This is a genomic window from Glutamicibacter bergerei, assembly GCF_054495185.1.
Map to the genome: position 1 here is coordinate 1,940,372 of NZ_CM137131.1, position 23,347 is coordinate 1,963,718.

The following is a 23,347-nucleotide window of genomic DNA, read 5'->3' on the forward strand; positions in this document are numbered from 1 at the left end:
TTTCCTCCTGCAAACAAGGGGCCGGCTTCTACCGGTTGGTATCGCCAGCCTACGAGAAAAAACGCCTCGCTGGCTAGCGACTATCCGGCAAACCCTGGCCAGTAATGCGAATCAGGTAGCGCGCGAGCACCAAAGATTCCTTGCCCCACACGAACCACCGTGGACCCTTCGGCAATTGCCAGCTCAAAATCTCCACTCATGCCCATGGACAATTCGTCCAGACCAATTCCTTCGGGCGCATCTTGTCGCACCTGATCACGTAGCTCACGCAACATGGTGAAGCAGGTGCGTACCGCCTGATGATCAGTGGAGAAGATCGCCAGAGTCATCAGTCCCTTGACTCGCAAACGGTCAAGCCCGGGTAAGGATTTGAGGAATGTTGATACCGCCGTGGGCTCCAGACCAAATTTTGTTTCTTCACCAGAGGTGTTCACTTGAACAAAAACGTCTAAGCTGCGATCTTCTAGTTCAAGACGCCGTTGCAAAGCGGTAGCCTGGCGCAGGTTGTCCAAGGCTTGGAACTCGTGAGCAAAACGGGCCACGTCCTTGGCTTTGTTGGTCTGCAGATGCCCAATTACCGAATATTTGAGTCCGGAGATATCGGCCAGATTTTCGGCTTTCCGGGCGGCTTCCTGCACCTTGTTTTCACCCAACCATTCCACACCAGCTTCAATGGCCAGACGCAGACGGTCCTCCGGTACCGTTTTGGTCACCGGCAGCAAGCGCACACTACCTGTCGCTCGCCCGGCGGCCAGCTCAGCTGCGGCGATCCGCTCGCGAATGGATGCGAGGTTAGCTTTGAAGTCCTCGACGGTACTAGCCGAACTCGCTGCGCTTGAATTCGAGGCTGGTTGGCTCATGAAGATACTGCTCCTAGTACTAACGACGTAAATTCCAAATCTCACTTCATCGTAATACCCCTAGGCAGATAAGGCTGATGAGCTACTAGGCTGGAGACGAGCATCTACTCAGACACAGCACTTTGGAGGTATCGATGGACGAGCAGACCGGCGGGCAAGTAGTGGATGTGCGAAACATCCCGAAAGCAGAACGCCACCCAAAAATCATGGCAGCTTACAACGCCCTACCGGCCGGCGGCTACCTGAGCCTGCTCAACGATCATGAGCCGGTAAACCTGCACAAAGAGTTCGAACGGAATCTGCCTGGCACCTACACTTGGCAAGCCACCGAACGAATCGGTGGGGACTGGGAAATCATCATTACCAAACTCGCCAGCACCCCGGCTCCACGAATCATGACAAACACCGCATGGCTAGGGGAACAAGAAAACACGCTCGACGGAGCCATCTGGAAACTCGAACCCGATGCCAGAGACCTCGACGCGAATATCATCGCGCTGCAGCCAAACCAGGAAATCGGCGAACACCGCGGACCAGCCCTTGATGTGCTCATCCACGTGTTTGAAGGCACCGGCACCTTACACACCGAAATAGATTCAATCTCCTTAAATCTCGGTGACGTGCTCTACCTTCCGGCGCGTTCCCGGAGACACTTCGTGGCAGGCGTACACGGACTTAAATACTTCTCGGTTCACCAGCGCAAGAAGACGCTCGGTCTTATGCCTACGCTGCGAACAAAGAACGACTAAGCCTCGAAACGTCCAGTTTCCAGAAAATGTTCAAGCTTCACCCGGTGCGGGGCAAGATCTAGTCCTTGCTCATCCAACCATTGCTGGTTGTAATAGGTGTTCGCATAGCGCTCGCCGGAGTCACAAATGAGCGTGACAATACTTCCTTGCTCACCGCGTTCGAGCATGCCAGCAATAATTTGGAAGACCGCGTAGAGGTTCGTTCCGGTGGACCCACCGGTCCAGTGTCGGGTATGTGCCCGCAGCAGGTACATGGCAGCGAGCGATCCTGCATCAGGTACCTGGATCATATGGTCGATGACTCCGGGCACAAAAGAGGGTTCGACGCTTGGTCGCCCAATTCCCTCGATGCGTGAGCCAAGGCCGGTTGAGTGGCTCATATTTCCGGTACGCCATCCTTCATAAAAAGACGAGTTTTCCGGGTCGGCCACGGCCACTTGGGTATCATGTTGGCGGTAACGCACATATCTGCCAAAGGTTGCCGAGGTGCCTCCGGTACCTGCACCAACGACAATCCATGATGGGATCGGGTGCCGCTCGGCGGAAAGCTGCGAGAAGACCGACTCCGCGATGTTGTTGTTTCCGCGCCAATCAGTTGCTCGCTCGGCATAGGTGAACTGGTCTAAGTAGTAACCTTCAGATTCTTCAGCCAGTCGGCGAGCGGCAAGATCTACTTCGCCTGCTTTTTCAACCAGATGGCAGCGTCCCCCGTAGAACTCGATAAGTTCGATTTTCTCGCTACTGGTGCTTCTGGGGACCACAGCAATAAACGGCAGCCCAAGCATGCGAGCGAAATAGGCTTCAGAAACCGCGGTAGATCCGCTGGATGCTTCCACCAGCGTGGTGTGTTCACCAATTCTTCCGTTGACCAAACCATAGAGCAACAACGAACGAGCTAAACGGTGTTTAAGGGACCCGGTGGGATGTACCGACTCGTCTTTGAGATAGAGGTCTATCCCCCACTCTTTAGGTAGGGGAAAAACGTGAAGGTGGGTATCGGCGCTACGATTGGCATCCGCGTCAAGCAATGCAATAGCGTTCCGGACCCAATGATTTGGTTTGCTTATCTGCTCAGTCACGCACCTACTCTATCTCTAGTCTATTGGCTTGCGATCAGCACCGGCTTGGTCAAAAACCGAGGTGTCAGGGCTACGCTGCTGGCTCCACTTTCCTGTGAGTTCGCGGTGAGCTAAACCCTATGCTATTGAGAGTTATCTTTAGGCTGGCTAGGGTAGATTGAGTGGCCCGAGTTACCACAAGTAACAACCCCGGGATCCTCGACGAGAGTAGGTTTAAGATGTCAAAGACTGCTAAGAGTTTCAAAGAAGTTGAGAAATCGCTGAATAAACTAGCGAAGTCAGCCAAGGCAGAACTCCCGAAGGATCTTCGCGAGACTTGGAATAACGCCATCTCCGGAGTCAACGGTGAAGCTATCGGCAACGCAGGCGCCAGCCTGATCGAAAACGTCACCGGCAATTCAAAGGCCGCGAAGCGCACCCGTTCATCGGTTGAAAGCGCAGTGAAGACCGCACAGCAGAAACTGGGTGCTCCACAAAAGTCTTCATGCAAGAGTGGCAAGCTTCTGCTAGTGGGCACCATTGTTGCCGCTATCATCGCTGTAGTAGTTGCGAGCACCAAGAAGAGTGCCGCGCACTAACAATGTCTGCATGACCTAAACGTCGCAAAAACCGTGGTTCTGATTTTTCAGGGCCACGGTTTTTGCGTTCAGCGCCCGCCGCCGCTGAACGCTTCGTGTCGAGTACGTCTTAAGCTCTGAATTCCGTACCAGCTCAGTTGCTGGTGCGTAGCTCCACATTTATTGATTCCGCATTGCGTGTCACAACCCAGACATGCCCAGCGCCCAAAACTTTGAGATTCGATGGATTCGCCGACTCGACAACAACCGCGGTGTCTTCATCAATCGCCATGGACATCTCGGTAAGATTTCTTTCAACGGTAGCTATGGCTCGTCCCAGTGTCCCCGCTTGGGCCGCGTGCACCTCGACGGTAAACGGGGTCAGCCCAAGCCCGTCCGCAAATGTGATCTCCTTCAGGTTCTCTGAGGATTCTTCCGAGCAGATTTCAATCCCGTCAGAAAAATATCCGCCAATCAGTGCATTTCTGGGAGCGATCATCGCGCCGGCAGAGAACCCCATATACGGAATCCCCCGATTTACGGCTCCTCGAATAGTCTCCGCGCAAGTGCGCAAACTGGCTAGATACTCTGGTGTGGGGCCGCCACAGACAATAATTCCATCCACATTCTCGAAGCTCGCAGGGTCGGTAGGCCTACCGAGACGCAGATATACTGGCCGGATCTGACAAGGGATACGTTCTTCTATGGGTGTCGAGTAGGCAGGAAGAAAATGTTGACCACTGCCCTCATAGTCAAAAAGGGCCAGAGCCAGAATTGGCTCACCCTCATGCGTTCTGTTCTCGAGAACATCCTGGACAAATGCGTCCAAGATTGGCTCATATACAGGCGTATCAGGTACGCCGCCACCCACGAGAAAAATGCTCACGCGATCAGCGTAGCGCAGCGGCTCTCTTGCGGTACACCAGCGCCAACTATCAGGGCTACTCAGGATGATCCTGAGTAACCCTGATAGTTGTTGAGTTTCTACCTACCGTTGCCGGCGTGCCCGCGAAGTCTTCATGGCAGCGGCCACTCCAAGGCCTGCCATCACCAATCCGACAGGAATCAGCCACAAGCTGTTGACGCCGGTGTCGGCTAGACGCTCGCTCTCCGGTTTCGCTGGCTCATCCGTGGGAGTCGAGCTCGGCTCTGGCTGCGAGCTTCCAGCTGGCGGCGACTCGCTTTCGCTGTCCACAACTTCCGGACTCTGCGTAGCTTCAAGGGAAGAAGACGGCACCGGCGACGGTGTCGGCTGCTCGCTACCTTCTGGAGTCTCGCTTTGCTGCGGAGACCCGCTCTGCCGTGGGGACTCAGATGGGGACTCCGATTCGGTTGGCTGCTCGGATGTTCCGAACACCTCGTTTACGGAACCCAAATTAGCAAATACTGTCTCACCGCTCGCGTCATCCACGGCATCATTGTCGGTAACAACAAAAACATCACCAGCACCGGAAATTGTTAGCCCCTCAAGCTTCTCTTGAGTGCGGCCGTGCGTTGCTTCGAGCACCGGCAGGACGTCTTTTGCCAAGGACTTGTCCAGAATGGTCACCTCGTCGGAAGCTACTTCGGGGAGCTCGAACTGATAGATGGCCTTCAATTGCGCATCTTCGCCGATGCGTTTGTCACGCTCGATTACAGCGAATTTCCCGTCAGGTAATCCAGTGATTTCTGAGAGTCCATTCCACGAATCATCTTCACCCGCAGGTTCAAGCTGATATCCGTACCAGACGAACTCTGCGCTAGCTGGGGTGTACTTGCCGATCCGAACGAAGTCCTCGCCCGGAACTTCTCGTTGCAGAGCAAAGATGACTTCTTCTTGTTCACCGCTGCCCTGAACACTCACTCCTTCGAGTCCTTGGCCTTCTAGCTGAGCAACCGCATCTTCTGGCAGTGACACTTCGTCGATGACCGCACCTGCTTCATCGATCCGAATCAGCGCGTTTTCTGTGCCTTCCTTACCCTCGTGGGCAGCCCAGAATCCACCGTCGGCGCGGGCTGCAATACCTTCCAGATCGAGGCTGGCGGGAGCTCCATCCTGGGTGACGGGTATGGAGCTTTCGATCAACGCGGGAGACTTCTGGGTATCGATTGAGTAAATACGAGGTTCATACGCGCTGTCGCTGACCGCGAAAAGCTTGTGCGGCTGTGCTGGGTTGGCACTCAGGCCGCTCAATGCGCCGAAAGGCACCAGATTTTCAATGTCGGATTCGATGGTTGGGAACTGAGCGCCGGTGGCCCCGAATTTGAATAGTGTCATCGCAGAACGCACACCCTTGTCGGCTTCATCGGTTTCCGAGGCTATCGCCAGCAGATCACGACCGGGAATCGGGAGGATTCCTTCTGGCCCATTGGTAGTTGGCAGGCTCTGGAGATACTTGGGGCTGGTGGGATCGCTCAGTTCGTAGACGGCCACAAAGTTGCCGCGCTCGGAGGCAACAAATAGGTAGTCGACGCCGTTGAAGGTCTCGACGGCTAGGCCTTCTGGCTCGGTCCCCTTCTTGCCTGCACGCTTCTCCGGGAACAGACCTTGAGAAAGTGCAAGGTGCTCGAAGCTGTTTCCCGCATCCCAGGCAACTTTTCCGGTGTGGGAATCAAAAATTGTGAAACCGCGACTTCCACCTTTCCAATCCCCTTCGTTGGCGGTGGCTAGGTAGCGGTCCTGGATCCAGCCGATGGCGTCTGGTTCGCGCGGCACGTCCTGCAGTGACCCGGTAGGATCTAGTTTTCCGTCTTCTTCAATGTCAATATCTTTGAGATCAACGCTGCCGGCGCTAAAAGCCTTGGTTATTTTGCCGCTGGGCAGGTCGATCAAGACCACGCCGTTGTTTTCTTGGAGGGTTACCGCCAATTGGTTGTTGGCATTAATGGTGACGTACTCGGGTTCCGGATCTTGTGGGGTGTCAATTCCGGCTTCGGTAAGGATCGGCAATGCGTCGGGCTTTTCTGGGGTTCCTGAGGTGAGTGCTACTTCGCGAATGTTCCACCCGTCGGGTTCGGCACCGACCAAGTCAAGAATCTGGACGGATCCAGCTGGAGCCTGGGGCAGGCCGCCGTCGCCAGCATCCTCATCACGTTCGTTTTCAATGGCTATCGCGGCGTAGGCGCCGTCTTTAGAAATTGCGATCGAGTCCGGCTGCCCTACAAGCTCGATGCTGCGGACCAGACTACGATCGGCGATGCGCACAACGTCAACCCGCCCCGAAGGGTTCGCATAGCTTTCCGAGGTATTTACTACGACAAAAACGAAGTCACCGTACGCGGCAACACTGGTGGGTTCGTCTTCCGGGCTACCGAGCTGGTGTAGTGCAAGTGTTCCCAGCCCTTGGGGGTTGGACGGATCAGAAATATCCAGAAATCCAACCTGACGCGACAGCGCGTCCGAGTAGATCAGCGTTTTCCCGTCCTCGGAGACGGTGGAAATTTCCGAGGCAGTTTCAGCCGCTACGCCCTCCGGATGGTTCTGGTAAACCGGATAGGTGGAGATGCGCTCAAAGTAGTTTCCTGACTCCGCGGTTGCAGTGTCCGCCAAAGTTAATGGTGCAATACCGGCAGCACCGACCACAATCGCGGCGGCGAGGACGCCCACTGATTTTCTTGCAGCTCGATTCACGTGAGTTGTTCCCCCATAATGCTTAGTGTTTGCTTGCAATGCCCTCCTAAGATTGGCAAACCATAGCTACCAGCTGATGAATTCGAAGTTAACCGAGACGAACATGTGCAAAGCGAATCGGGGTACCGATGTCCTCCACCTATGTCCTACCGCCAGGGCGCATACCGATGATTTCCACGTTCCATACGATCTCCCATCGACCCGACGATGCCGAAGTTTCCCTTGCCGAAGTAGCCTTCGATTTTCTGGTGCTGTTTAAGCTTCTGACCCGAATCAAGTTCGATCACCATTTCCATGAACATCGCCTTCATCCGCCATCCACGACGGCGGTCGGTAATCTGCCCTCTGGCTGCTGCCTCGATGATCTGCCCGAGCAGGTCAATGTGTTGTTCATCGAGTTCAAATTCCCATTCGGCTTGCGCGATGTCTGCGATGATCCGCGGCTTGTCCGTCGCAAATTCCAGAATCCAGTGAACAGATGCGGCTTCTTCATTGGTGGGGACCAACGAGGCGTTACCTAGCTGATCAAAGCGTACGGAGGCCACAGTTTCATAGGTTTTTGTTAACCGCTCGAGAAGTTTGGCAAATTGTTCTCGAAGTTCGGACTCCTGGTAACTGGCGGTTCGAGCGGAACGCTGCTGCTCAATTTCGTCGGGAACTTCGAACTCCATTTGCGGGTCCCATTCATGAACTGGTGGAAGCGAAGCAGGATCTAGAACGTCTAAGCAGACGATGATCGAATCGTGGTCAAAGTCCGTTCCCGCGGGGATATGGATAACTTCCGTGATCCGGGCAGGCTCCTCGGAGGCAATCATTTGACGCGGATCGCCGATGGCCGCGACGTAGTGTCTATCTACAAGCTCAATGGACACAATTCGGGCTGTCACCGAGCTAACCGGGACACCCGAATCGCTGAGCTGGTCATGATCATCTAGTTCGAAGCTCACCTCGCCCCGCGGCGAACGCAGCTGCGCCATCACCCATTCAACGGTGTCTCCAGTACTAAACGCCGGACCGCAACAGGCGTGAGCCCAGCCATCGATATTTGCCTTGATCTGCATGTACTCAATCTAGTGCCTGAAGGGCAAGCGGGATATAGCCAAAACTTCCAGCCTCCGCTTAGCCTGTCCGCTGTGCTCAAATGAGTCTCAAAGCCAATCACGGTTAGGATGGCTTGGTGGCACATATCGACGTTACCGAAATCCAATACTTCCTCTCCGATGGCACACAGTTGCTGGGCGGAGTCACTTTCAAGGTCAGTGCGGGTTCCAAAACCGCGTTGATCGGTCCTAATGGCACGGGCAAAACTACCTTGATCAAGATCATTTCCGGTGATCTGAAGGCCGATGAAGGTGCCATCAACCGATCGGGTTCGATGGGCATCATGCGTCAGTTCGTCGGGCAAGTCCGCGATGAATCTACGGTCAAGGATTTACTACTTTCAACGGCCGCCCCAGAGCTAGCCGCTGCTGCTGCCAAGGTCTCCGCCTGTGAAGCCAAGATGCTGGTGAGCGATGATGAAAAAGTCCATATGCGCTACGCCGAAGCGATCATTGCCTGGGGTGATGCCGGTGGTTACGAACTCGAAACCACGTGGGACAAAGTCTGCATGGCAGCGCTTGGCATACCTTTCGACAAGGCAGAAGAACGCTTGGCACGCACCTTGTCCGGCGGCGAACAAAAACGCCTCGTCTTAGAAGCCCTTTTTGAAGGCAACGACGATTTGCTACTCCTCGACGAGCCTGACAACTACCTCGATGTACCGGGCAAACGCTGGCTTGAGGCAATGATGGCTCGCTCCCCCAAAACTGTGCTCTTTATTAGCCACGATCGTGAACTGTTGAACAACGCTGCAACCCGAATCGTTACCTTAGAACCAGGTCATGGAGGTGCCACGGCGTGGATCCATGGCGGCTCTTTCGGTTCCTACGTCGAGGCACGCAAGGAACGCAATGAGCGCTTCGAAGAACTGCGCAAGCGCTGGGATGAGGAGCATTCCAAACTCAAGGAATTGGTCATCATGTATAAGACCAAAGCCGCGTTCCGGTCCGACATGGCCAACCGCTACCATGCGGCGCAAACACGGCTAGACAGGTTCTTAGAGGCTGGTCCACCCCAAGCTATCCCCCTGGAACAAAATGTGCAGATGCGCTTGAAGGGTGGACGCACCGCCAAGCGCGCCATAGTCGCCGAGAAACTTGGACTCACCGGCTTGATGAAGCCCTTTAGCAATGAAATCTGGTTCGGCGACCGTGTCGGTGTGCTGGGGTCCAACGGTTCAGGAAAATCTCACTTCCTGCGCCTATTAGCTGCAGGCGGTACCGATCCGGAACGCGAACACCTTCCCGTTTCGGACGTCGAGCTCGCCGAGGTACCCCATGAAGGTACGGTCAAGCTCGGTGCCCGTATCCGTCCGGGCTACTTTGCCCAGACGCATACCCGCCCAGATCTATTTGGCCGCACCTTGCTGGAGATCTTGCATCGCGGTGACGAACATCGTTCAGGTATGGCCCGTGAGGCTGCCTCTGGGGCGTTGGATGGATATGGATTAGCTGGCCAAGCCGAGCAGAAATTCGAGTCACTCTCCGGTGGACAGCAGGCACGCTTCCAGATTCTGCTATTGCAACTCTCCGGAGCCACCCTGCTCTTGCTCGATGAACCGACCGATAACTTGGACCTGCACTCTGGCGAGGCGCTGGAGCGTGCCATCGATTCATTTGAAGGCACCGTGCTTGCGGTGACACACGATCGTTGGTTTGCGAGATCTTTCGACCGCTTCCTCGTCTTCGGCTCAGACGGCAAGGTCTACGAATCCGATACTCCCGTGTGGGACGAAAAACGTGTAGAACGAGATCGGTAGTTCACCACTAGTTTGTCCCGAAAAACAGTCGCCCGCGATTACCTTCTAGGTATTCGTGGGCGACTGTTTATTCGGATCGATCATTCAACAAGTTTGCCGGCGCTTGAAACTTCTTCAATGAGCTCAGCTATTTCGTCAGGGACATCCACGATGGGTTCCCGAGTTATTCCCGACTTCGCTGACCACACGAGATTGACCTGTAGTTGTGGATCCATGTCCGGGAAGTCGCTTCGGTTATGGCATCCGCGAGTCTCGCGCCGTTCCAAGGCTGCTTCCAAAGTGGCCCGAGCCGAAAGCGCCGCGGACTTCAAATCGAATGCGTGCGCAAGATCTTGGAAACCTGCGATATCGGGATGTATACCTATGTTGTCCATGCGTGCTTCCACGTCGTCAAGTTTTTTCAAACCGCTGAGCAGGCCTTGTTCGTCACGCACTACCCCAGCGTGCTCAGTCATCAGATCGCGGATGGCACGCTGTAAAGCGCGGACATTTTCGGCTCCGTCACTGGCAAGCAGCTCATCAATATCGGCACGTGCAGTGTTGATCGCTTCGGCACTGCGAGGCTGGGAATCCAACGACCGCGAGTATTTTGCGGCCGCCTGGCCCACGATGCGGCCAAAGACCAGAAGTTCAATCAAGGAATTACCGCCTAGCCGGTTGGCTCCGTGCAACCCACTGGAGGCCTCGCCAATGGCGTACAGTCCATCCACCTCGCTTGAATGATCATAGGGGTCCACCCAGACCCCGCCCATCGAGTAGTGGGCGGTGGGTGCGATTTCGATAGGTTCGCGGGTAATATCGAGCATCTGTTCTTCAAGCATCGTCTGATAGACCCGTGGCAAGCGATCCATGATGACTGCCCGTGGCAGATGTGAAACGTCGAGCCAAACACCACCCTTGGGGGTCCCCCTGCCTTCGCGGATCTCTGTGTAGGCTGCCAGCGCCACCCGGTCACGAGTGGAAAGTTCCATGCGCTGTGGATCGTAGTTTTCCATGAATCGTTCCCCCAGCGCGTTACGCAAGATGCCGCCTTCGCCACGGGCCGCTTCGGAGATCAAAGTTCCGGCGACCGATTCTGGTTCGATGATGCCCGAGGGATGAAATTGAACCAATTCCGGGTCCCGCAGTCGAGCACCGGCTTCGACGGCCAAACGGAATGAATCGCCGGTGTTTTCGTCTCGGCGCGATGAACTGCGCCGCCAAATCCGGTTGTGCCCTCCGGCGGCCAAGATCACCGAGTCTGCATGAATGAGGTATCGGGTTCCGTTGTTGATGTCGAAACCGTAGGCGCCAAAAATTTGATTGTCTTTGACCAGCAATCTGGTGATGTACACGGTGTCCAGGATGGGGATTTGAAGTTGTTCAGCACGTCGGATCAGTGTGCGCTGAATTTCTAGGCCGGTGTAATCCCCGGCAAATGCGGTCCGGCGGAATTTATGGGCCCCGAAGAAACGCTGTGAAATCCTGCCGTCTTCTTCCCTTGCGAAATTCATGCCGTAGCGCTCTAGATCTTCGATTCCGCGTTGCGCTCCCTGTGCTACCGTTTGCACCGTGCGTGGATCGGCAAGGAAGTAACTTTCCTTGATGGTGTCCGCCGCGTGCTGCTGCCAGCTGTCGGCTTCGTCCATGGTGCCCAGAGCCGCGTTGATGCCGCCGGCCGCCAGGGAGGTGTGGGCATCATGCCGCGGACGCTTGCCAACTGCCAGCACGTCCACGCCGAGCTCGGCTAGTTCTATGGCCGCACGCAATCCGGATCCACCGGTGCCGATGACAAGAACGCTGGTTGAGATTTGCTGTTCTTTGCTGGTATATGAGTTCATGTCTTCAAGCTTCTGCCCACAAGTGTCATGTGTCCAATGAATTATTATCATGATTTCAATAGCCGTATGCTATGGACTATGAATCTAGAGCAATTGCGGGGCTTCACAACCATCGCCAGGGTGGGGCACTTCACGCGAGCGGCGGAAGACCTGCATCTGACGCAACCTTCATTGAGCCGTCAGATTGCAACCCTCGAACAGGATTTGGGGTCAGAACTCTTTCACCGGGCACGGGGAAATATCACCCTGACGGCGGCCGGCGAAGCATTATTGCCCCTGGCCCGGCGGATGCTGGCCGATGAAGAAAACGTCCGTTTGGAAATGGCCGAGTTAGCCGGTTTACGCAAGGGTCGCGTCAGGCTGGGCGCCCCTCCGACCTTGTGCGTCTCATTGGTCGCCGAAGTCCTTGGCGTATTTCATCGCCAGTACCCTGGCATTGAACTTCATTTGAGCGAAGCAGGGTCAAAAAACCTGCTGGATGAGCTAGACGGTGGACAACTTGATCTTGCACTGATCGTCACTTCGGAACACGCAGTCCCGCAGAAAAACTTGGAAAGCCTGCCGTTACTCGCCGAAGAACTCGTTGTCATCGACTCCAGTAGCAACCCACGGCTTCTAGGGAAAGAATCCATTGATCTAAAAACCCTGTCACGACTACCCCAGATCGTTTTTTCGCAAAGTTACGACCTACGAGCAAGCACCATGGAGGCCTACAGTTCTCGGAATCTCGCGCCGAACGCGGTGCTAGAGGGCGGCGAAATGGACGCGGTACTACGCTTTGTTGAGGTCGGGTTAGGGGTCGCAATTGTGCCAGCCACGGTACTTGTGGACCGTCCCGGGCTGACAGCTATTGCGCTTCAAAATCCACGATTGACGCGAACCATTGGACTAGCCCATCGCAAGGACGTCAGCTTAACTCGCGCGGCAGCGGCCATGCAGGAGATCATTCTTCACACCACTACTATGCTCGCCTCACGGCAGCCAAGAATCACCAGTTTGCAGCTCGGTGACTAACTCAGTCCATAACTCGTATTCCAAGATGAGCGGCAAACTCGCGAGAGAGGGATATGAGTTGCTGTTCACTGATCAACGCACCGCGTAACCCTTCGATGCCTTGGACTTGCTCAATTTCAAGGCCAGTCAAATCAACCGAACTGAGGCCAGCGCGTTCAACATTTAATGCTCCGGTACGACAATTCTCAAATTTGACGCGCTGCGCCTTAACTAGTTGAAGATCTATTTCATCAAAGCTGCAATCACGAAAAACAACATCGCGAAGTTGTGCCGTGCGAAGGTTTACCCAGCCAAATTTGCAGTGTTCAAAGACCACCGAGTCATGCGAAGAGTCTGAGAAATCTGCGGATCCAAAACGACTATGGGACACTCGCACATCGTTGAGCGTGGAGCCCGCTCCCTCAAGAATCGGTGCACTGAGCTGTTTAAATTCGCATTGAATGTACCGTGCATTACGCATGGACAGCTCGCCGATGTTCATCTCTGAGAGCAAGCAATCTTCGAGCCGCCCATCGGTTAAATCTAGTAGGGACTGATCAAAGCCGGTGAAATGTAATACCTCAACATATCCACCACCCAACAGGTCTTCAATAGTTCCTACCTCAAGATCAGGTAGTTGGAAGTTTCTGATACGCGGGGCAGCCCCGGTTGTCTTTCCACGGGCCATGCCTAGGTTCCTCTCACAAGCGCACCGTGATATTCAATCACGATGCACGTCCTTTAGTCTGCAATGTCTACCAGCGCCGGATATAGATCCGGCCAGCTAAATTTATAGCCCGACTGTAGAAGAACCTCGGGCAGTACCCACCGAGACTTCAACAGCATTTCCGGTTCAACCCGGAGCACGAACATCGCAGGTTCAAGCATCCAACGATACGCCGGTAAGCCGAACCTTCTGCCAGCGACTCGTCGCAAACCCGCCATAAGTTCGGTATTGGTCACTGGTTGAGGCGAGCTGAGATTTACCGGGCCGGAAATTCCTGGATTCTCCTGAATATGCCAAATTGCCCCGATCACATCATCAAGGTGGATCCAGCTAAATCGTTGCTGGCCTTGCGTGCGATAAAAACCGCTCCGCCTCGGCCCGGTGGGGTCTGGTCCAATGCCACGGTAGCGCGTATGCGATGGCCACCAACCGTCGATTTGCGGACCGCCCACTGCCCACTTGGCTAGCGACACGAGTTTTTGCGTAGCCGGTCCATCACCGAGCACAATCGCCATGCGAAGAGCGACTCGCCGAGTGCTCGGAAGCTCACCGCGCAAAAACTCCCGCTCCCAGTTTCTGGCGACGTCCACGGAGAATCCGACACCGAGTTGCCCGGTGCTTTCAGTATTGGGATGGTCCATCGCGTGACGATAAATGGTCGCAGTGGAGGCGTTTAGCCATAATTTTGGTGGTGTCGTGGCATTGGAAACCGCATCGTGCAATATCCGAGTTGTCTGCACTCGTGAATTCAGAATTTCGTTACGTGCCTTGGAGCTGTACCGGCAACCCACGTTCTTCCCAGCCAAGTTAATCAAGAGTTCCGCGCCATTGACCGCGCAGTCAATGGCGTCCTGGTCATCCCAACAAATTGGCCCGCTGCGGCCAATAATCGCTATCTCGTAGCCTTGGCCCGAGAGCTCACTGCGCAGACGTTCTCCGATGAACCCGGAAGCCCCTGCGATTACTGCACGACGTACCGACATCCTGTGGTCTCCATCCCGCGGCACGGTGGGAACCGCAACTTGGTGTCAAGCTATCACCGGTGCTGCCCGAGAGCACAATTGCTAGAAGTCTTCGATCACCAATTTTTTCATTTGCAGCAACTTTTCGAAGGCGCCGGGACGAGACATCAGCTCGCCCATGTTATTCGGAACGACTTGCCAGCTCACCCCATATTTGTCTTGCAACCAACCACATTGCTCCGCTTCGGGCACGGCCGAAAGAGCCTCCCAGAGCCGGTCGATCTCCGACTGGTCTTCGCATTGAACCTCAAGGGATATGCCTGGGGTGAAGGTGAATGGTTGAGCTACGGCAGAGTCCATGGCGGCAAAATTCTGCCCCGCCATTTTGAAGTCGCTAAACATCACGGCGCCCTCGGTAGTGACTTCCGTTGCTTCAGGATAAGGGAAACGGCTGCCCACTTGAGCGTCGGCAAAAACCTGGACGTAAAAATCAACCGCCGGTACCGCTTGGTTCTGGGCGGCTCCCCCAAACATCAGCGCCGGGGTAACGAAGGTTTCACTCTGTCCGGCTTCGGTCCGCATGAGCTGCCAACTAATTCCGTATCGATCTTGCACCCACCCATACAACCCACTAAATGGGTAAGTATCCAGCGCCATCAATACAGTGCCCCCGTCAACAAGCTTCTCCCATGTTTGGGATAGTGCTTTGTCTGCAGCTTCGGCGTCATCGGAATAGTTAGCCGGATCAAAGCTGAGCATAAATGAAATAGACGGGTTGGGAGTGAAGTGATTGCCCGCGTTGACCAGCGCAAGTTGCGTTCCGGCGATGTTCAGCGTCACGGTGAGTGGTTGTCCGGCTAACGGCTCCTGGAATTCGAGCAGCCCCTCAGTGGGGTACCGGGACTCCACAAAAGAGGAGGTATCAGGGAAAATTCCGCTGTAAAACTGACCGCCTTCTTCGGCGTTGCCGGCAAACCAGAGGTTGGGGATGAACTTTTGCATGCTCGGTCACTCCTGGTGGTAAGAAAACCGGTCACAGTGCCCGCACATTCAGCTTTTGGATGACCAGAAGCCACACTCCGGTTGCCCCGTTCACGCTACTCCGGCAGAACGTTGAGGTAAATAGGGCAGCGGTGAATGTGCGCTAACCGCGGATTGGCTTAGGACACGGTTTCGTCAACTGCAGATTCTTTGGTATGCCCGGTGAATTCGTTCATCGAGCCATAGATTCTGAAAACCTTGTCCGCCATCAGATCCCAGGCCGCGCGGGGCAGTACGCCGCGCATGGCCTGTCCGAGCTTGCTGGTCCAGGGCAACAACACCAATGGCGTTCCGCGCAGCATGGCCACCCACGCCTTCGAGGTCACATAGTCCGGATCCATGATTGGGGTCAGCAGCATGTTTTTCGCCCCGGCGAACATCCCGGTGGACACGTAGGTTGGGCAAAAGGTGGTGACCTTAATGTCCCTGTCGGTTTCTCGTTCCAGTTCCAGACGTAATGAGTCGCTCCAACTCATGACCGCGGCTTTGGACGCGGCATAAACACTCATATTTGGGTTTGAGACCAGGGCGGCAGCCGAAGCAATCGTGAGGATTCTTGCAGGTCGTCCATGAACCCCCATCTGCGAAAGTAGCGCATGAGTCAAAAACATCGGTGCCAGAGAATTTACCGCCATGGTGTCCGCGATTTGCGCCGTGCGGTGCTCTTTAAACGTTGCGCCGGCAACAACTCCGGCGTTGTTCACCAGCACATCTACGTTCCCACCGGCCAGCACCTGGTCAGCGGCGGCGGTGATAGCCGATTGATTACGTAGATCCACGACCTGAGTTTCAACCTTGCAGGCCGGATTTAATTCTTTGAGCTCTTCGGCGCGGGAGAGGAGCTGCTGACTGGAGATATCCCAGAGAATCACTCGCCTCGCACCTTCAAGGCAAGCGCTACGGGCAAATATTGCACCCATTCCTTGGGCTGCTCCGGTAACCAACACTGTCAGATCCGCCACCGATTCCAAGCGTGTACTCTCACTCATCAATATTCCCCTCATGGTTATGTAGCTAATGGCCAAGTGGAACTTACCCTATAACGTGAGGCGCGTTACATTGCGCTCCGCGCGGTCGCGTCGATCCCCCAATCTGCGACTCACACCAACATTTGAAGGATCTTCACACATAGTTCTTCGCGCTACCCTTGAAGAGCGGAGCAGGATGCCCCACTATTTCTGCGCCGCCTCACCACCGCTTCCGATGTTTACCTCCAGCAGAGGACCTACGCAGTGCATATCGACCGTCTTGACGCTGATCTAATTGAACTCCTCACCGAGTCCCCCATGCTCCCCGTCATGGAATGCGCCCGGCGCCTTGGCGTAGCGCGTGGCACAATAACCAGCCGCTTGGCACGCCTACACGACGGCGGCGTGATCAAGGCAATCATCCCGCAGGTACAGCCAGCCGGATTTGATTATCAGCTGGTCGCTTTTTGTTCGGTGGAGATCATTCAAAAGTTCGGCCATGAACCGGTGGCCTCGGCATTAGCCGAGTCGATCCCGGAGATTGTCGACATGTATACGGTTACCGGCAATTCCGACCTTCAGTTACGTGTTGTCGCCAGGAACGCCGGCGACCTGCAAGCAATCTTCGACCGCATCAATCAGGTACCAGGGGTGGCTCGCACTTCCTCCTCACTGGCGCTACGAGAGCATTTTCAGGGCCGCACCCTGCCATTGGTTAAAGCCTATGCAAAAAATTCGCCACTGGATGAAAAGACTATGCAGATCGATCAGTAAAGAAGACCATCGAAGTCCAAACGGTATACAGCGTGCACAGCCTTTTGCTGATCGATTGCATCACGTGATCGCTCTCACCTACAGTCGCTTCTTGTGATTCGCTTCACCTAGGTTTGTGTCCTGGGTATCAAAATTTCGGCAGACCGCACACCACCGCAATGCCCACGGCGATTCATGACTTTTAGAGAGGAATCCATGAACATCAATCAACGCCCCTCCCTTGCCGCAGTACCGGCTTACCGCCAGGGAAAATCTGCCGCACCGGGTGCTTCGAAGCTCTCATCCAATGAATCACCGCACGCACCGTTGCCTTCGGTAGTTCAAAGCATCGCTAAGGGTTTAGAAAATATTCATCGATACCCGAATATGGCCGCACCCGAACTGATCGGGGCGTTGGCAAAAGAATATGGGCTGGATCCGGAGCAGATTTCTTTGGGCGCCGGTTCGGTGGAAGTAGCTTCCCAGCTCATTCATGCAGTGGCAGGCGAAGGCGACGAGGTCATGTTCGCGTGGCGCTCATTCGAAGCGTACCCATCCTTGGTTCGTATCGCCGGTGCAGTGCCCGTAGAGATCCCTTTGGATGCAGAGTTCAAACACGATCTGCCTGCAATGCTCGCGGCAATTACCGAGCGCACCCGCCTGATCTTCATCTGCAATCCCAACAACCCCACCGGAACCGTCGTTGCCGCAGACGCGTTGGAAAAGTTCGTGGCGGCAGTTCCCGAAAACATCCTCGTAGTCATCGACGAAGCGTACGTGCACTTTGACCGGTCGGACATCCGTGTCGACGGACTAAAGCTCTTGCGCAAATACCCGCACGTTGCGGTATTGCATACCTTCTCCAAAGCTTATGGCCTGGCAGGATTGCGTATTGGCTACGCGGTCAGCCCGACACAGGTCGCGCAGAACCTGCGCAAGGTGGCCGTGCCCTTCGGCGTCACCGACCTCGCTCAGCGTGCGGCACTCGCCTCGCTCGCTGCCACAGCAGAACTCAACGTTCGTATCGACGAAGTAGTCGCCCAACGTGAGCGCATGCTCGAAGGACTATTGGCCGCCGGTTATCCGGCAGTACCCTCGCAAGCCAACTTTGTGTGGGTAGCCGCCGGCGATCACACCGCGGAGCTGGAATCGGTATTAAACGAAGGAAACGTGGTGGTGCGAGCCTTCCCAGGCGAGGGCCTGCGCATATCTTCCGGTAGTGCCCAAGACGTTGACCGCGTCTTGGCCGCAGTGAACAACAAGGTACAGGTAAAAAGCCTATGAGTACGCAAACCAATTCCCGGCAAAGCGAGGACTCTCCGAAGCTTCATGCGGGACTGACGCAGCGCCAGATCTCCATGATGGGTCTTGGCGGTGCTATCGGTGCCGGCCTCTTCGTAGGTTCGGGCCAAGCAATCTCCATTGCCGGCCCAGCGGTGCTGCTCTCCTACCTGATCGCCGGCACAGTGGTCATCGTGATCATGTCGATGCTCGCCGAGATGGTCGCCGCAGATCCGTCCTCGGGTGCGTTCAGCACCTTCGCGCACAAGGCGATGGGTAGCAGCGCCGGAAGTACCGTTGGTTGGCTGTATTGGATCCAACTGGTCGTCGTCATTGCCGCCGAAGCCACAGGTGCTGCAGCGATCGTCGCCGCGTGGTTCCCCAGCTTCCCGCAATGGGCCTGGGTATTGGGCTTTGTGGTGCTCTTTACCGGCGCAAACTTGTTGGGCGTCGGCAACTACGGAAAATTCGAATTCTGGTTTGCCTTCATCAAGGTCGCCGCAATCATCGTCTTCTTGGCAGTGGGCGCGCTGGTCTTGGTCGGAATTATCCCTACCGATGCACCCGTAGGCCTGGCGAACCTCGCGGCCCACGGCGGATTTGCTCCGGCCGGCCTGACCGGTATCGCAGCCGCATTGCTGATCGTGATCTTCTCCTTCGGCGGTACCGAAGTGGTTTCCATTGCCGCCGCCGAATCAGATGACCCGCAGGGCAACATCAAACGCACCATCAAGTCCGTGATGATGCGAATCATGTTCTTCTACCTAGGCTCGGTCATCGTGATCGTCGCGGTATTGCCATGGAATAACCCGGCCATCATCGACGGCCCGTTCTCCGCAGTATTGGGAGTGCTCAACGTGCCTGGTGTGGAACTGGTGATGAGTGCCGTGGTGGTCATCGCTTTGCTCTCCGCGATGAACGCAAACATTTATGGTGCCTCACGCATGCTGTATTCGCTCGGTACGCGCAAGATGGCTCCGCGTTCGGTCACCCACGTCACCGGGAAGGGTGTTCCGGCTAAGGCCGTGCTCAGCTCGGTCGCCTTCTCCTTCATCGCCGTTGGCTTGAACTGGATCTGGCCCGATGCGGTCATGCCGATTCTGCTCAATGTCGTCGGTTCAACGATCATCGTGATCTGGTGCTTTATTGCCCTCACGCAGTACATCCTGCGCCGACGGGCCGAACGCGAAGGTACCGACCTGCCGCTGAAACTCTGGGGCTTCCCATACCTGTCCTTGCTCACCATTGCCATGATGTTGGTCATTGTGGGTATCGCGATGACCGACGCGGTGGCACGCACTCAGCTGCTGCTCACCCTTGGCCTGACCGCTGCACTGTGGCTGGGCTCGAAGGCTTTGAAGCTGGGTGCTGACTCGCATCAGCGGTAAAACCCCGCTCAATTTTTAACCGGGAAGCCGGCGGAACCTTAGGGTTCCGCCGGCTTCCCGGGTTTTGCATGCGTTGATCAGGCCGAACGGCGTTTGACCATTTCGTTGATCCAAATCGGCGCAAAGGGAGAAGTGCATCCGGGCGGGGTTGGATAGTCCGCTAAGACCTGCAAGGACTCTCCGATGCTCAACGCTCGTGGGCGCAGCTCTTCGTTTTCGATACCAATTTGCGCCAGAGTATTGTTCATAGCCCATTGCAGACGCTCCGGGGCTTTCAGCATTTGGGCTTCGACAACGTCAAGCAGTTGAACCAGGTCCAGGTTTTCTGGAGCTTTGACCACTTGGTGTGCGGTCAGCTCCCATCCTGCACTAGCAACCACCGAGTCTGGGTCCTGTACGAGTCTGCGACGAAGCTCTTCGAGGTGCTTGCTTTTCTTCACCACGTAATTCAAGAACCATCCCTGAACCTTAGGCGTTCTAGACTCCCTCACCCATTGCTCAAGGCCATCAATTGTGAAAGTCCGTGGTTTACAGATAAGGATGGCTACCAACTGGCATGCGGTTTGCCCGGTCTGCCACAGTCCGGATGCCAGTTCGTGATTACTTTTCAGGGCCTTGGCCAAGGCACGCAGTTTGCCAAGATTAACTCCGTAATCGTCGCCATGTTTTTCGTTGACTGCCCGTATGCGCGGATCTTCCAGGGCTTCCAGCGCCTGTTGGACGTCGGCAACGTTGCTCGAAGAATTCAGTTCAATCTCGGTGCTCATGCAACTATCTTCCCTCATCAATGTTTTTTCGTCTCTAAAGCACCGGAGCCGTTACTTTGAGGATCTCCGGTTCTCTGGTCCACCTAGTTGGGGGAGCAATTCGCTCAACCATCGTCGTTGCCCCGCAGTTTCGACAGCTTTGGGATGATAGTTGGTTCTGACCCACAAAACGGCGGCGTCTGGCTCCACACCGCCGAGCACAGCCATTACAGCCAGCGCGGTTCCTGTCCTGCCAACTCCCCCACGGCAACCCACCTCGACGCGTTGATACGCGGCCCGACGGTAGGCCTCGCGCAGCGATGCCACGGCGTCTTCGGTGACTGCTGGCGCGGAAAAGTCACGCCATTTGACCCACAGGTATTCACGGTCGGTACACTTCGGGTCCCGCCCCAGAAGGTATACCCCAAAATCTGGAGGCACCAACGATTCACTTCGTTTCAAGCTGCTGCCGCGAACCTGACGTCCGTCCGGGAAACGCACCAAATACTCCTGTGGTTCCCAACTTTCTGGTTCCTTACACATCAGGTCTTCTAGTTACCGCTGGTACTGCGCACCGGCTGACGAAGAATTGTCCTGAGATTTTCCGGTGCAACACGTCGCGGATCATTCAGGTAGATCTCGTGATGCCTTCCGGTTAGTTCCAGCCCGCGCTCTGGAATGAATTCCTGGTGCATACGGCGTAACGTCTGGGCCTCATCGTCATAGGGACCGACATGTAGGGTTTGTACGCATAACCCTTCGGCGAAAATTTCGAATCGCACCTTAGCGAGATCTATCGGCGGATCTTTCCGACCTAAGTCTTCTTTGATGCTCTCGAACATACTCCGCTCTATCCAGTCAGGCATCATGATCATCATGGTCCAGTGCCACAAAGACTTGTCCCTGCGCTCGGTAAAGGAGGTCACATCCTTCGCCCACCAGAGCCCTTCTAAAGGCATCACTACGTAGTCCCGGCCAAGTTCACGTTTACTGAAGAACTTCAGCTTGTAGGCCACCGGATACAGCGCCTGCAGCGCTTGAGCATAGGCCGGCGAAGTGTTCGGATCCCCGTACCCTTCAATCATCAGGTAGCTGCGTTCGGGTAGCTCAAGTAGTGCGAATTCTTCGTGTTTCGCTTGATACCCGAGCAAACTTTTCTTCAGGTCGACTTTCTCAGCCATCGGTTGCGCCCCGTCTTAGAACCATCCACGGCGTCGGAAGACAATATAGAGGATCGCTGCGAACCCAATCATCAAGATTACTGCCGCAGGATAACCCAAAGCCCAGTGCAATTCGGGCATCACGTCAAAGTTCATTCCATAGATCGCTGCAATCAGGGTCGGCGCGAACAAGATCGCAGCCCACCCGGAAATCTTTTTCATATCCTCGTTTTGACGTTGCGCCACCAGCGTTGAATTCACATTCAGGATTTGCGAGAGCGCATCACGGTATTCCACGGTCTGCACATGTGCCCGAGTCAGGTGATCGGTGACGTCTTGGAGATAGGTTTGCAACTCATTGGGAACGTCGTATTTATTGAAGCCATCCGATAGCGAACGAACTACCTCAAGCAAAGAGGCCGTCGCGTGCTGCATATCGATAATTTCTTGGCTCAACCGGTAGATACGTTCGGTGACCGCTGCATCGCCGCTAAATACCTGACGTTCGATCTGTTCTTTATCTATCCCCAAGCCCTGTAAGACGGGCACGTAGCCATCGACAATCTCATCTAGCAGCCTGTAGAGCACCGCTTCGGCACCCATGCTCAATAGTTTGTTATCTGCTAATAATGTTCGGTCCCGGGCCACAAATTCGTCTGCCACCGAGGTTTCAAGCTCTAGTCCAGGTGTGCCATCAATCCAGCGATGGTCTTGGCAAAGCACCGCGATGGAACCAGGTCGAAGAAGGATGTGAAATTCCGAAAGCTCGACTTCTTCAAGATCGTCTAAGTATCGTGCCGAACGAACCACCAAGAGCAGCACGTTGCCATAGCGTTCTAGTTTTGGCCTTTGCCGCGCATGCATCAAGTCATCCACCAGGACCGGGTGCAATTCCCAGGCTTCAGTGAGGTCGTGAATATCTTGTTCATCTGGCGTCGGGTATAGGCTCAGTGACACGCGTCCTGTGGCACTATCCGCATATTCCAGTGCATTGGTAGCGGAAGTAGCAGCTGGCGCCGCTCGCACCGAACCGTTTTCAACGAATCTCACCATAAAAGGCGCATGTTCATACTTCAGAGCATCTTTGGCTCGATTAGTACGGTGTAATACTTTGCGGGTTGGTTCCCTCATCTGGGCTCCTGTCCAAAATCCAACGAAACTTGGGCGTAGGCGAATTCCGCGGCATGCCAGTGAACCAAACGGGCTTCAACGTATCTTATCCCTCTAACCTATAGCGCTAATGGGTCAATTGACGTCGCTACACGCGTCTTTTCGACTGTTAGTAGTCATTTTTCGCCTTCGGATATTTCACCGATGGCATCACTGATGCACTTGTTGTGGCAGCCTTCTTGGGTATCTCTGCTAACGGCGCGATCGCAGAAATGTTCTCGCTGGCTCGGACTCGCTACGACGCTAACGTTCGCGCCGCAGCTGCCGGGATGATCGGCGGCATCGGACGTGCCGGTGGCGTGATTAGCCCTATCGTGACAGCTGCAGAGTTGATGCGGGATGGATTCCTGCAGACAACTACTTTGTCTTCATTATTCCGTTGGCTCTGGATGTCTTGGCACTGCTCATCGGTATGTGTTGCGACTCGACGTGCCTCACGTACCGATGAGCTCGTAGCTTCGGCATAACTCGCTGTTCAAACTCCCCAACTCGATGCACCCCGTTCCTGATTCAGGAGCGTGCCACATTGCGCTTCAGCACCATAAACACCCATGGGAAGGCCGGTCGGCATACAAATATCATTTTCATGCCGATGCTGCTGCCATCGGGCGTCCGCCGTGGTA

Annotated in this window: 22 protein-coding genes; 8 read left to right on the plus strand and 14 right to left on the minus strand. The window is 55.2% G+C overall.

Annotated elements, in window-relative coordinates:
* Positions 1–80: 80 nt before the first annotated feature.
* Positions 81–860, minus strand: a complete 780-nt coding sequence (locus ACX5K5_RS08950; RefSeq protein WP_188686122.1) for a YggS family pyridoxal phosphate-dependent enzyme — start codon at positions 858–860, stop codon at positions 81–83.
* 134 nt (positions 861–994) lie between these two features.
* Here ACX5K5_RS08950 and ACX5K5_RS08955 point away from each other — a divergent pair, with 134 nt between their 5' ends.
* On the plus strand, positions 995–1,609 hold the full coding sequence (locus ACX5K5_RS08955) for a DUF2249 domain-containing protein (RefSeq protein ID WP_459174311.1): 615 nt from the start codon (positions 995–997) through the stop codon (positions 1,607–1,609).
* On the opposite strand, the gene ACX5K5_RS08960 is transcribed toward ACX5K5_RS08955, so the two are convergent.
* The gene (locus tag ACX5K5_RS08960) at positions 1,606–2,688 is read right to left on the minus strand and encodes a PLP-dependent cysteine synthase family protein (protein ID WP_229677138.1); all 1,083 of its coding nucleotides are present in this window, start codon (positions 2,686–2,688) and stop codon (positions 1,606–1,608) included. The genes ACX5K5_RS08955 and ACX5K5_RS08960 overlap by 4 nt on opposite strands.
* Positions 2,689–2,906: 218 nt before the next feature.
* Between ACX5K5_RS08960 and ACX5K5_RS08965 the strand changes: the two genes are divergently transcribed.
* Positions 2,907–3,266, plus strand: a complete 360-nt coding sequence (locus ACX5K5_RS08965) for a hypothetical protein (RefSeq protein ID WP_096254690.1) — start codon at positions 2,907–2,909, stop codon at positions 3,264–3,266.
* A 133-nt stretch (positions 3,267–3,399) separates the two neighbouring features.
* Here ACX5K5_RS08965 and ACX5K5_RS08970 read toward each other — a convergent pair whose 3' ends face one another.
* The 3 genes from ACX5K5_RS08970 to ACX5K5_RS08980 form a co-directional block, all read right to left on the minus strand.
* On the minus strand, positions 3,400–4,131 hold the full coding sequence (locus ACX5K5_RS08970; RefSeq protein WP_459174312.1) for a Type 1 glutamine amidotransferase-like domain-containing protein: 732 nt from the start codon (positions 4,129–4,131) through the stop codon (positions 3,400–3,402).
* A 102-nt stretch (positions 4,132–4,233) separates the two neighbouring features.
* Positions 4,234–6,831 carry an esterase-like activity of phytase family protein gene (locus ACX5K5_RS08975; RefSeq protein WP_459174313.1) on the minus strand — a complete coding sequence of 866 codons (2,598 nt, stop codon included), beginning with the start codon at positions 6,829–6,831 and terminating at the stop codon, positions 4,234–4,236.
* A 170-nt stretch (positions 6,832–7,001) separates the two neighbouring features.
* Complete coding sequence (locus tag ACX5K5_RS08980) at positions 7,002–7,916, minus strand: DUF6578 domain-containing protein (protein WP_188686124.1); 915 nt, start codon at positions 7,914–7,916, stop codon at positions 7,002–7,004.
* 116 nt (positions 7,917–8,032) lie between these two features.
* On the opposite strand from ACX5K5_RS08980, the gene ACX5K5_RS08985 reads away from it, so the two are divergent.
* The gene (locus ACX5K5_RS08985) at positions 8,033–9,715 is read left to right on the plus strand and encodes an ABC-F family ATP-binding cassette domain-containing protein (RefSeq protein ID WP_096254686.1); all 1,683 of its coding nucleotides are present in this window, start codon (positions 8,033–8,035) and stop codon (positions 9,713–9,715) included.
* Between the two features lie 80 nt (positions 9,716–9,795).
* On the opposite strand, the gene ACX5K5_RS08990 is transcribed toward ACX5K5_RS08985, so the two are convergent.
* Positions 9,796–11,535 (minus strand): FAD-binding protein, encoded by a 1,740-nt coding sequence (locus tag ACX5K5_RS08990; protein ID WP_441663962.1) that lies wholly within the window; start codon positions 11,533–11,535, stop codon positions 9,796–9,798.
* A 78-nt stretch (positions 11,536–11,613) separates the two neighbouring features.
* Here ACX5K5_RS08990 and ACX5K5_RS08995 point away from each other — a divergent pair, with 78 nt between their 5' ends.
* A complete protein-coding gene (locus ACX5K5_RS08995) occupies positions 11,614–12,549 on the plus strand; it encodes a LysR family transcriptional regulator (RefSeq protein ID WP_459174314.1) in 936 nt (311 codons plus the stop codon).
* A 1-nt stretch (position 12,550) separates the two neighbouring features.
* On the opposite strand, the gene ACX5K5_RS09000 is transcribed toward ACX5K5_RS08995, so the two are convergent.
* The 4 genes from ACX5K5_RS09000 to ACX5K5_RS09015 all read right to left on the minus strand — a co-directional run bounded on the left by ACX5K5_RS09000 (position 12,551) and on the right by ACX5K5_RS09015 (position 16,247).
* Positions 12,551–13,216 carry a pentapeptide repeat-containing protein gene (locus tag ACX5K5_RS09000; RefSeq protein ID WP_459174315.1) on the minus strand — a complete coding sequence of 222 codons (666 nt, stop codon included), beginning with the start codon at positions 13,214–13,216 and terminating at the stop codon, positions 12,551–12,553.
* Between the two features lie 53 nt (positions 13,217–13,269).
* Positions 13,270–14,238, minus strand: coding sequence for an epimerase (locus ACX5K5_RS09005; RefSeq protein WP_346059930.1), 969 nt, complete (start codon positions 14,236–14,238; stop codon positions 13,270–13,272).
* Positions 14,239–14,319: 81 nt separating this feature from the next.
* Positions 14,320–15,219 carry a VOC family protein gene (locus ACX5K5_RS09010; protein ID WP_096254682.1) on the minus strand — a complete coding sequence of 300 codons (900 nt, stop codon included), beginning with the start codon at positions 15,217–15,219 and terminating at the stop codon, positions 14,320–14,322.
* Positions 15,220–15,377: 158 nt separating this feature from the next.
* Positions 15,378–16,247, minus strand: coding sequence for an SDR family NAD(P)-dependent oxidoreductase (locus ACX5K5_RS09015; RefSeq protein WP_346059928.1), 870 nt, complete (start codon positions 16,245–16,247; stop codon positions 15,378–15,380).
* 243 nt (positions 16,248–16,490) lie between these two features.
* Between ACX5K5_RS09015 and ACX5K5_RS09020 the strand changes: the two genes are divergently transcribed.
* The 3 genes from ACX5K5_RS09020 to ACX5K5_RS09030 all read left to right on the plus strand — a co-directional run bounded on the left by ACX5K5_RS09020 (position 16,491) and on the right by ACX5K5_RS09030 (position 19,648).
* The gene (locus ACX5K5_RS09020) at positions 16,491–17,000 is read left to right on the plus strand and encodes an Lrp/AsnC family transcriptional regulator (protein WP_170947745.1); all 510 of its coding nucleotides are present in this window, start codon (positions 16,491–16,493) and stop codon (positions 16,998–17,000) included.
* 195 nt (positions 17,001–17,195) lie between these two features.
* Positions 17,196–18,263, plus strand: coding sequence for a histidinol-phosphate transaminase (gene hisC / locus ACX5K5_RS09025; protein WP_096254680.1), 1,068 nt, complete (start codon positions 17,196–17,198; stop codon positions 18,261–18,263).
* On the plus strand, positions 18,260–19,648 hold the full coding sequence (locus ACX5K5_RS09030; protein WP_096254679.1) for an amino acid permease: 1,389 nt from the start codon (positions 18,260–18,262) through the stop codon (positions 19,646–19,648). Before hisC ends, ACX5K5_RS09030 begins: the two co-directional genes overlap by 4 nt.
* 77 nt (positions 19,649–19,725) lie before the next feature.
* On the opposite strand, the gene ACX5K5_RS09035 is transcribed toward ACX5K5_RS09030, so the two are convergent.
* From ACX5K5_RS09035 to ACX5K5_RS09050, 4 genes are read right to left on the minus strand one after another with little or no spacing between them, the layout of a single operon-like run.
* Entirely contained in the window at positions 19,726–20,415 is a 690-nt protein-coding gene (locus ACX5K5_RS09035; RefSeq protein WP_096254670.1) for a DNA alkylation repair protein, read from the minus strand.
* 51 nt (positions 20,416–20,466) lie between these two features.
* On the minus strand, positions 20,467–20,937 hold the full coding sequence (locus ACX5K5_RS09040; protein WP_096254669.1) for a protein-tyrosine phosphatase family protein: 471 nt from the start codon (positions 20,935–20,937) through the stop codon (positions 20,467–20,469).
* 8 nt (positions 20,938–20,945) lie between these two features.
* Entirely contained in the window at positions 20,946–21,575 is a 630-nt protein-coding gene (locus ACX5K5_RS09045) for a GyrI-like domain-containing protein (RefSeq protein WP_096254668.1), read from the minus strand.
* A 15-nt stretch (positions 21,576–21,590) separates the two neighbouring features.
* On the minus strand, positions 21,591–22,685 hold the full coding sequence (locus tag ACX5K5_RS09050; RefSeq protein ID WP_459174316.1) for a magnesium and cobalt transport protein CorA: 1,095 nt from the start codon (positions 22,683–22,685) through the stop codon (positions 21,591–21,593).
* 206 nt (positions 22,686–22,891) lie between these two features.
* On the opposite strand from ACX5K5_RS09050, the gene ACX5K5_RS09055 reads away from it, so the two are divergent.
* Positions 22,892–23,191: a hypothetical protein gene (locus ACX5K5_RS09055; protein WP_096254666.1), complete on the plus strand. Its 300-nt coding sequence runs from the start codon at positions 22,892–22,894 to the stop codon at positions 23,189–23,191.
* Positions 23,192–23,347 lie beyond the last annotated feature (156 nt).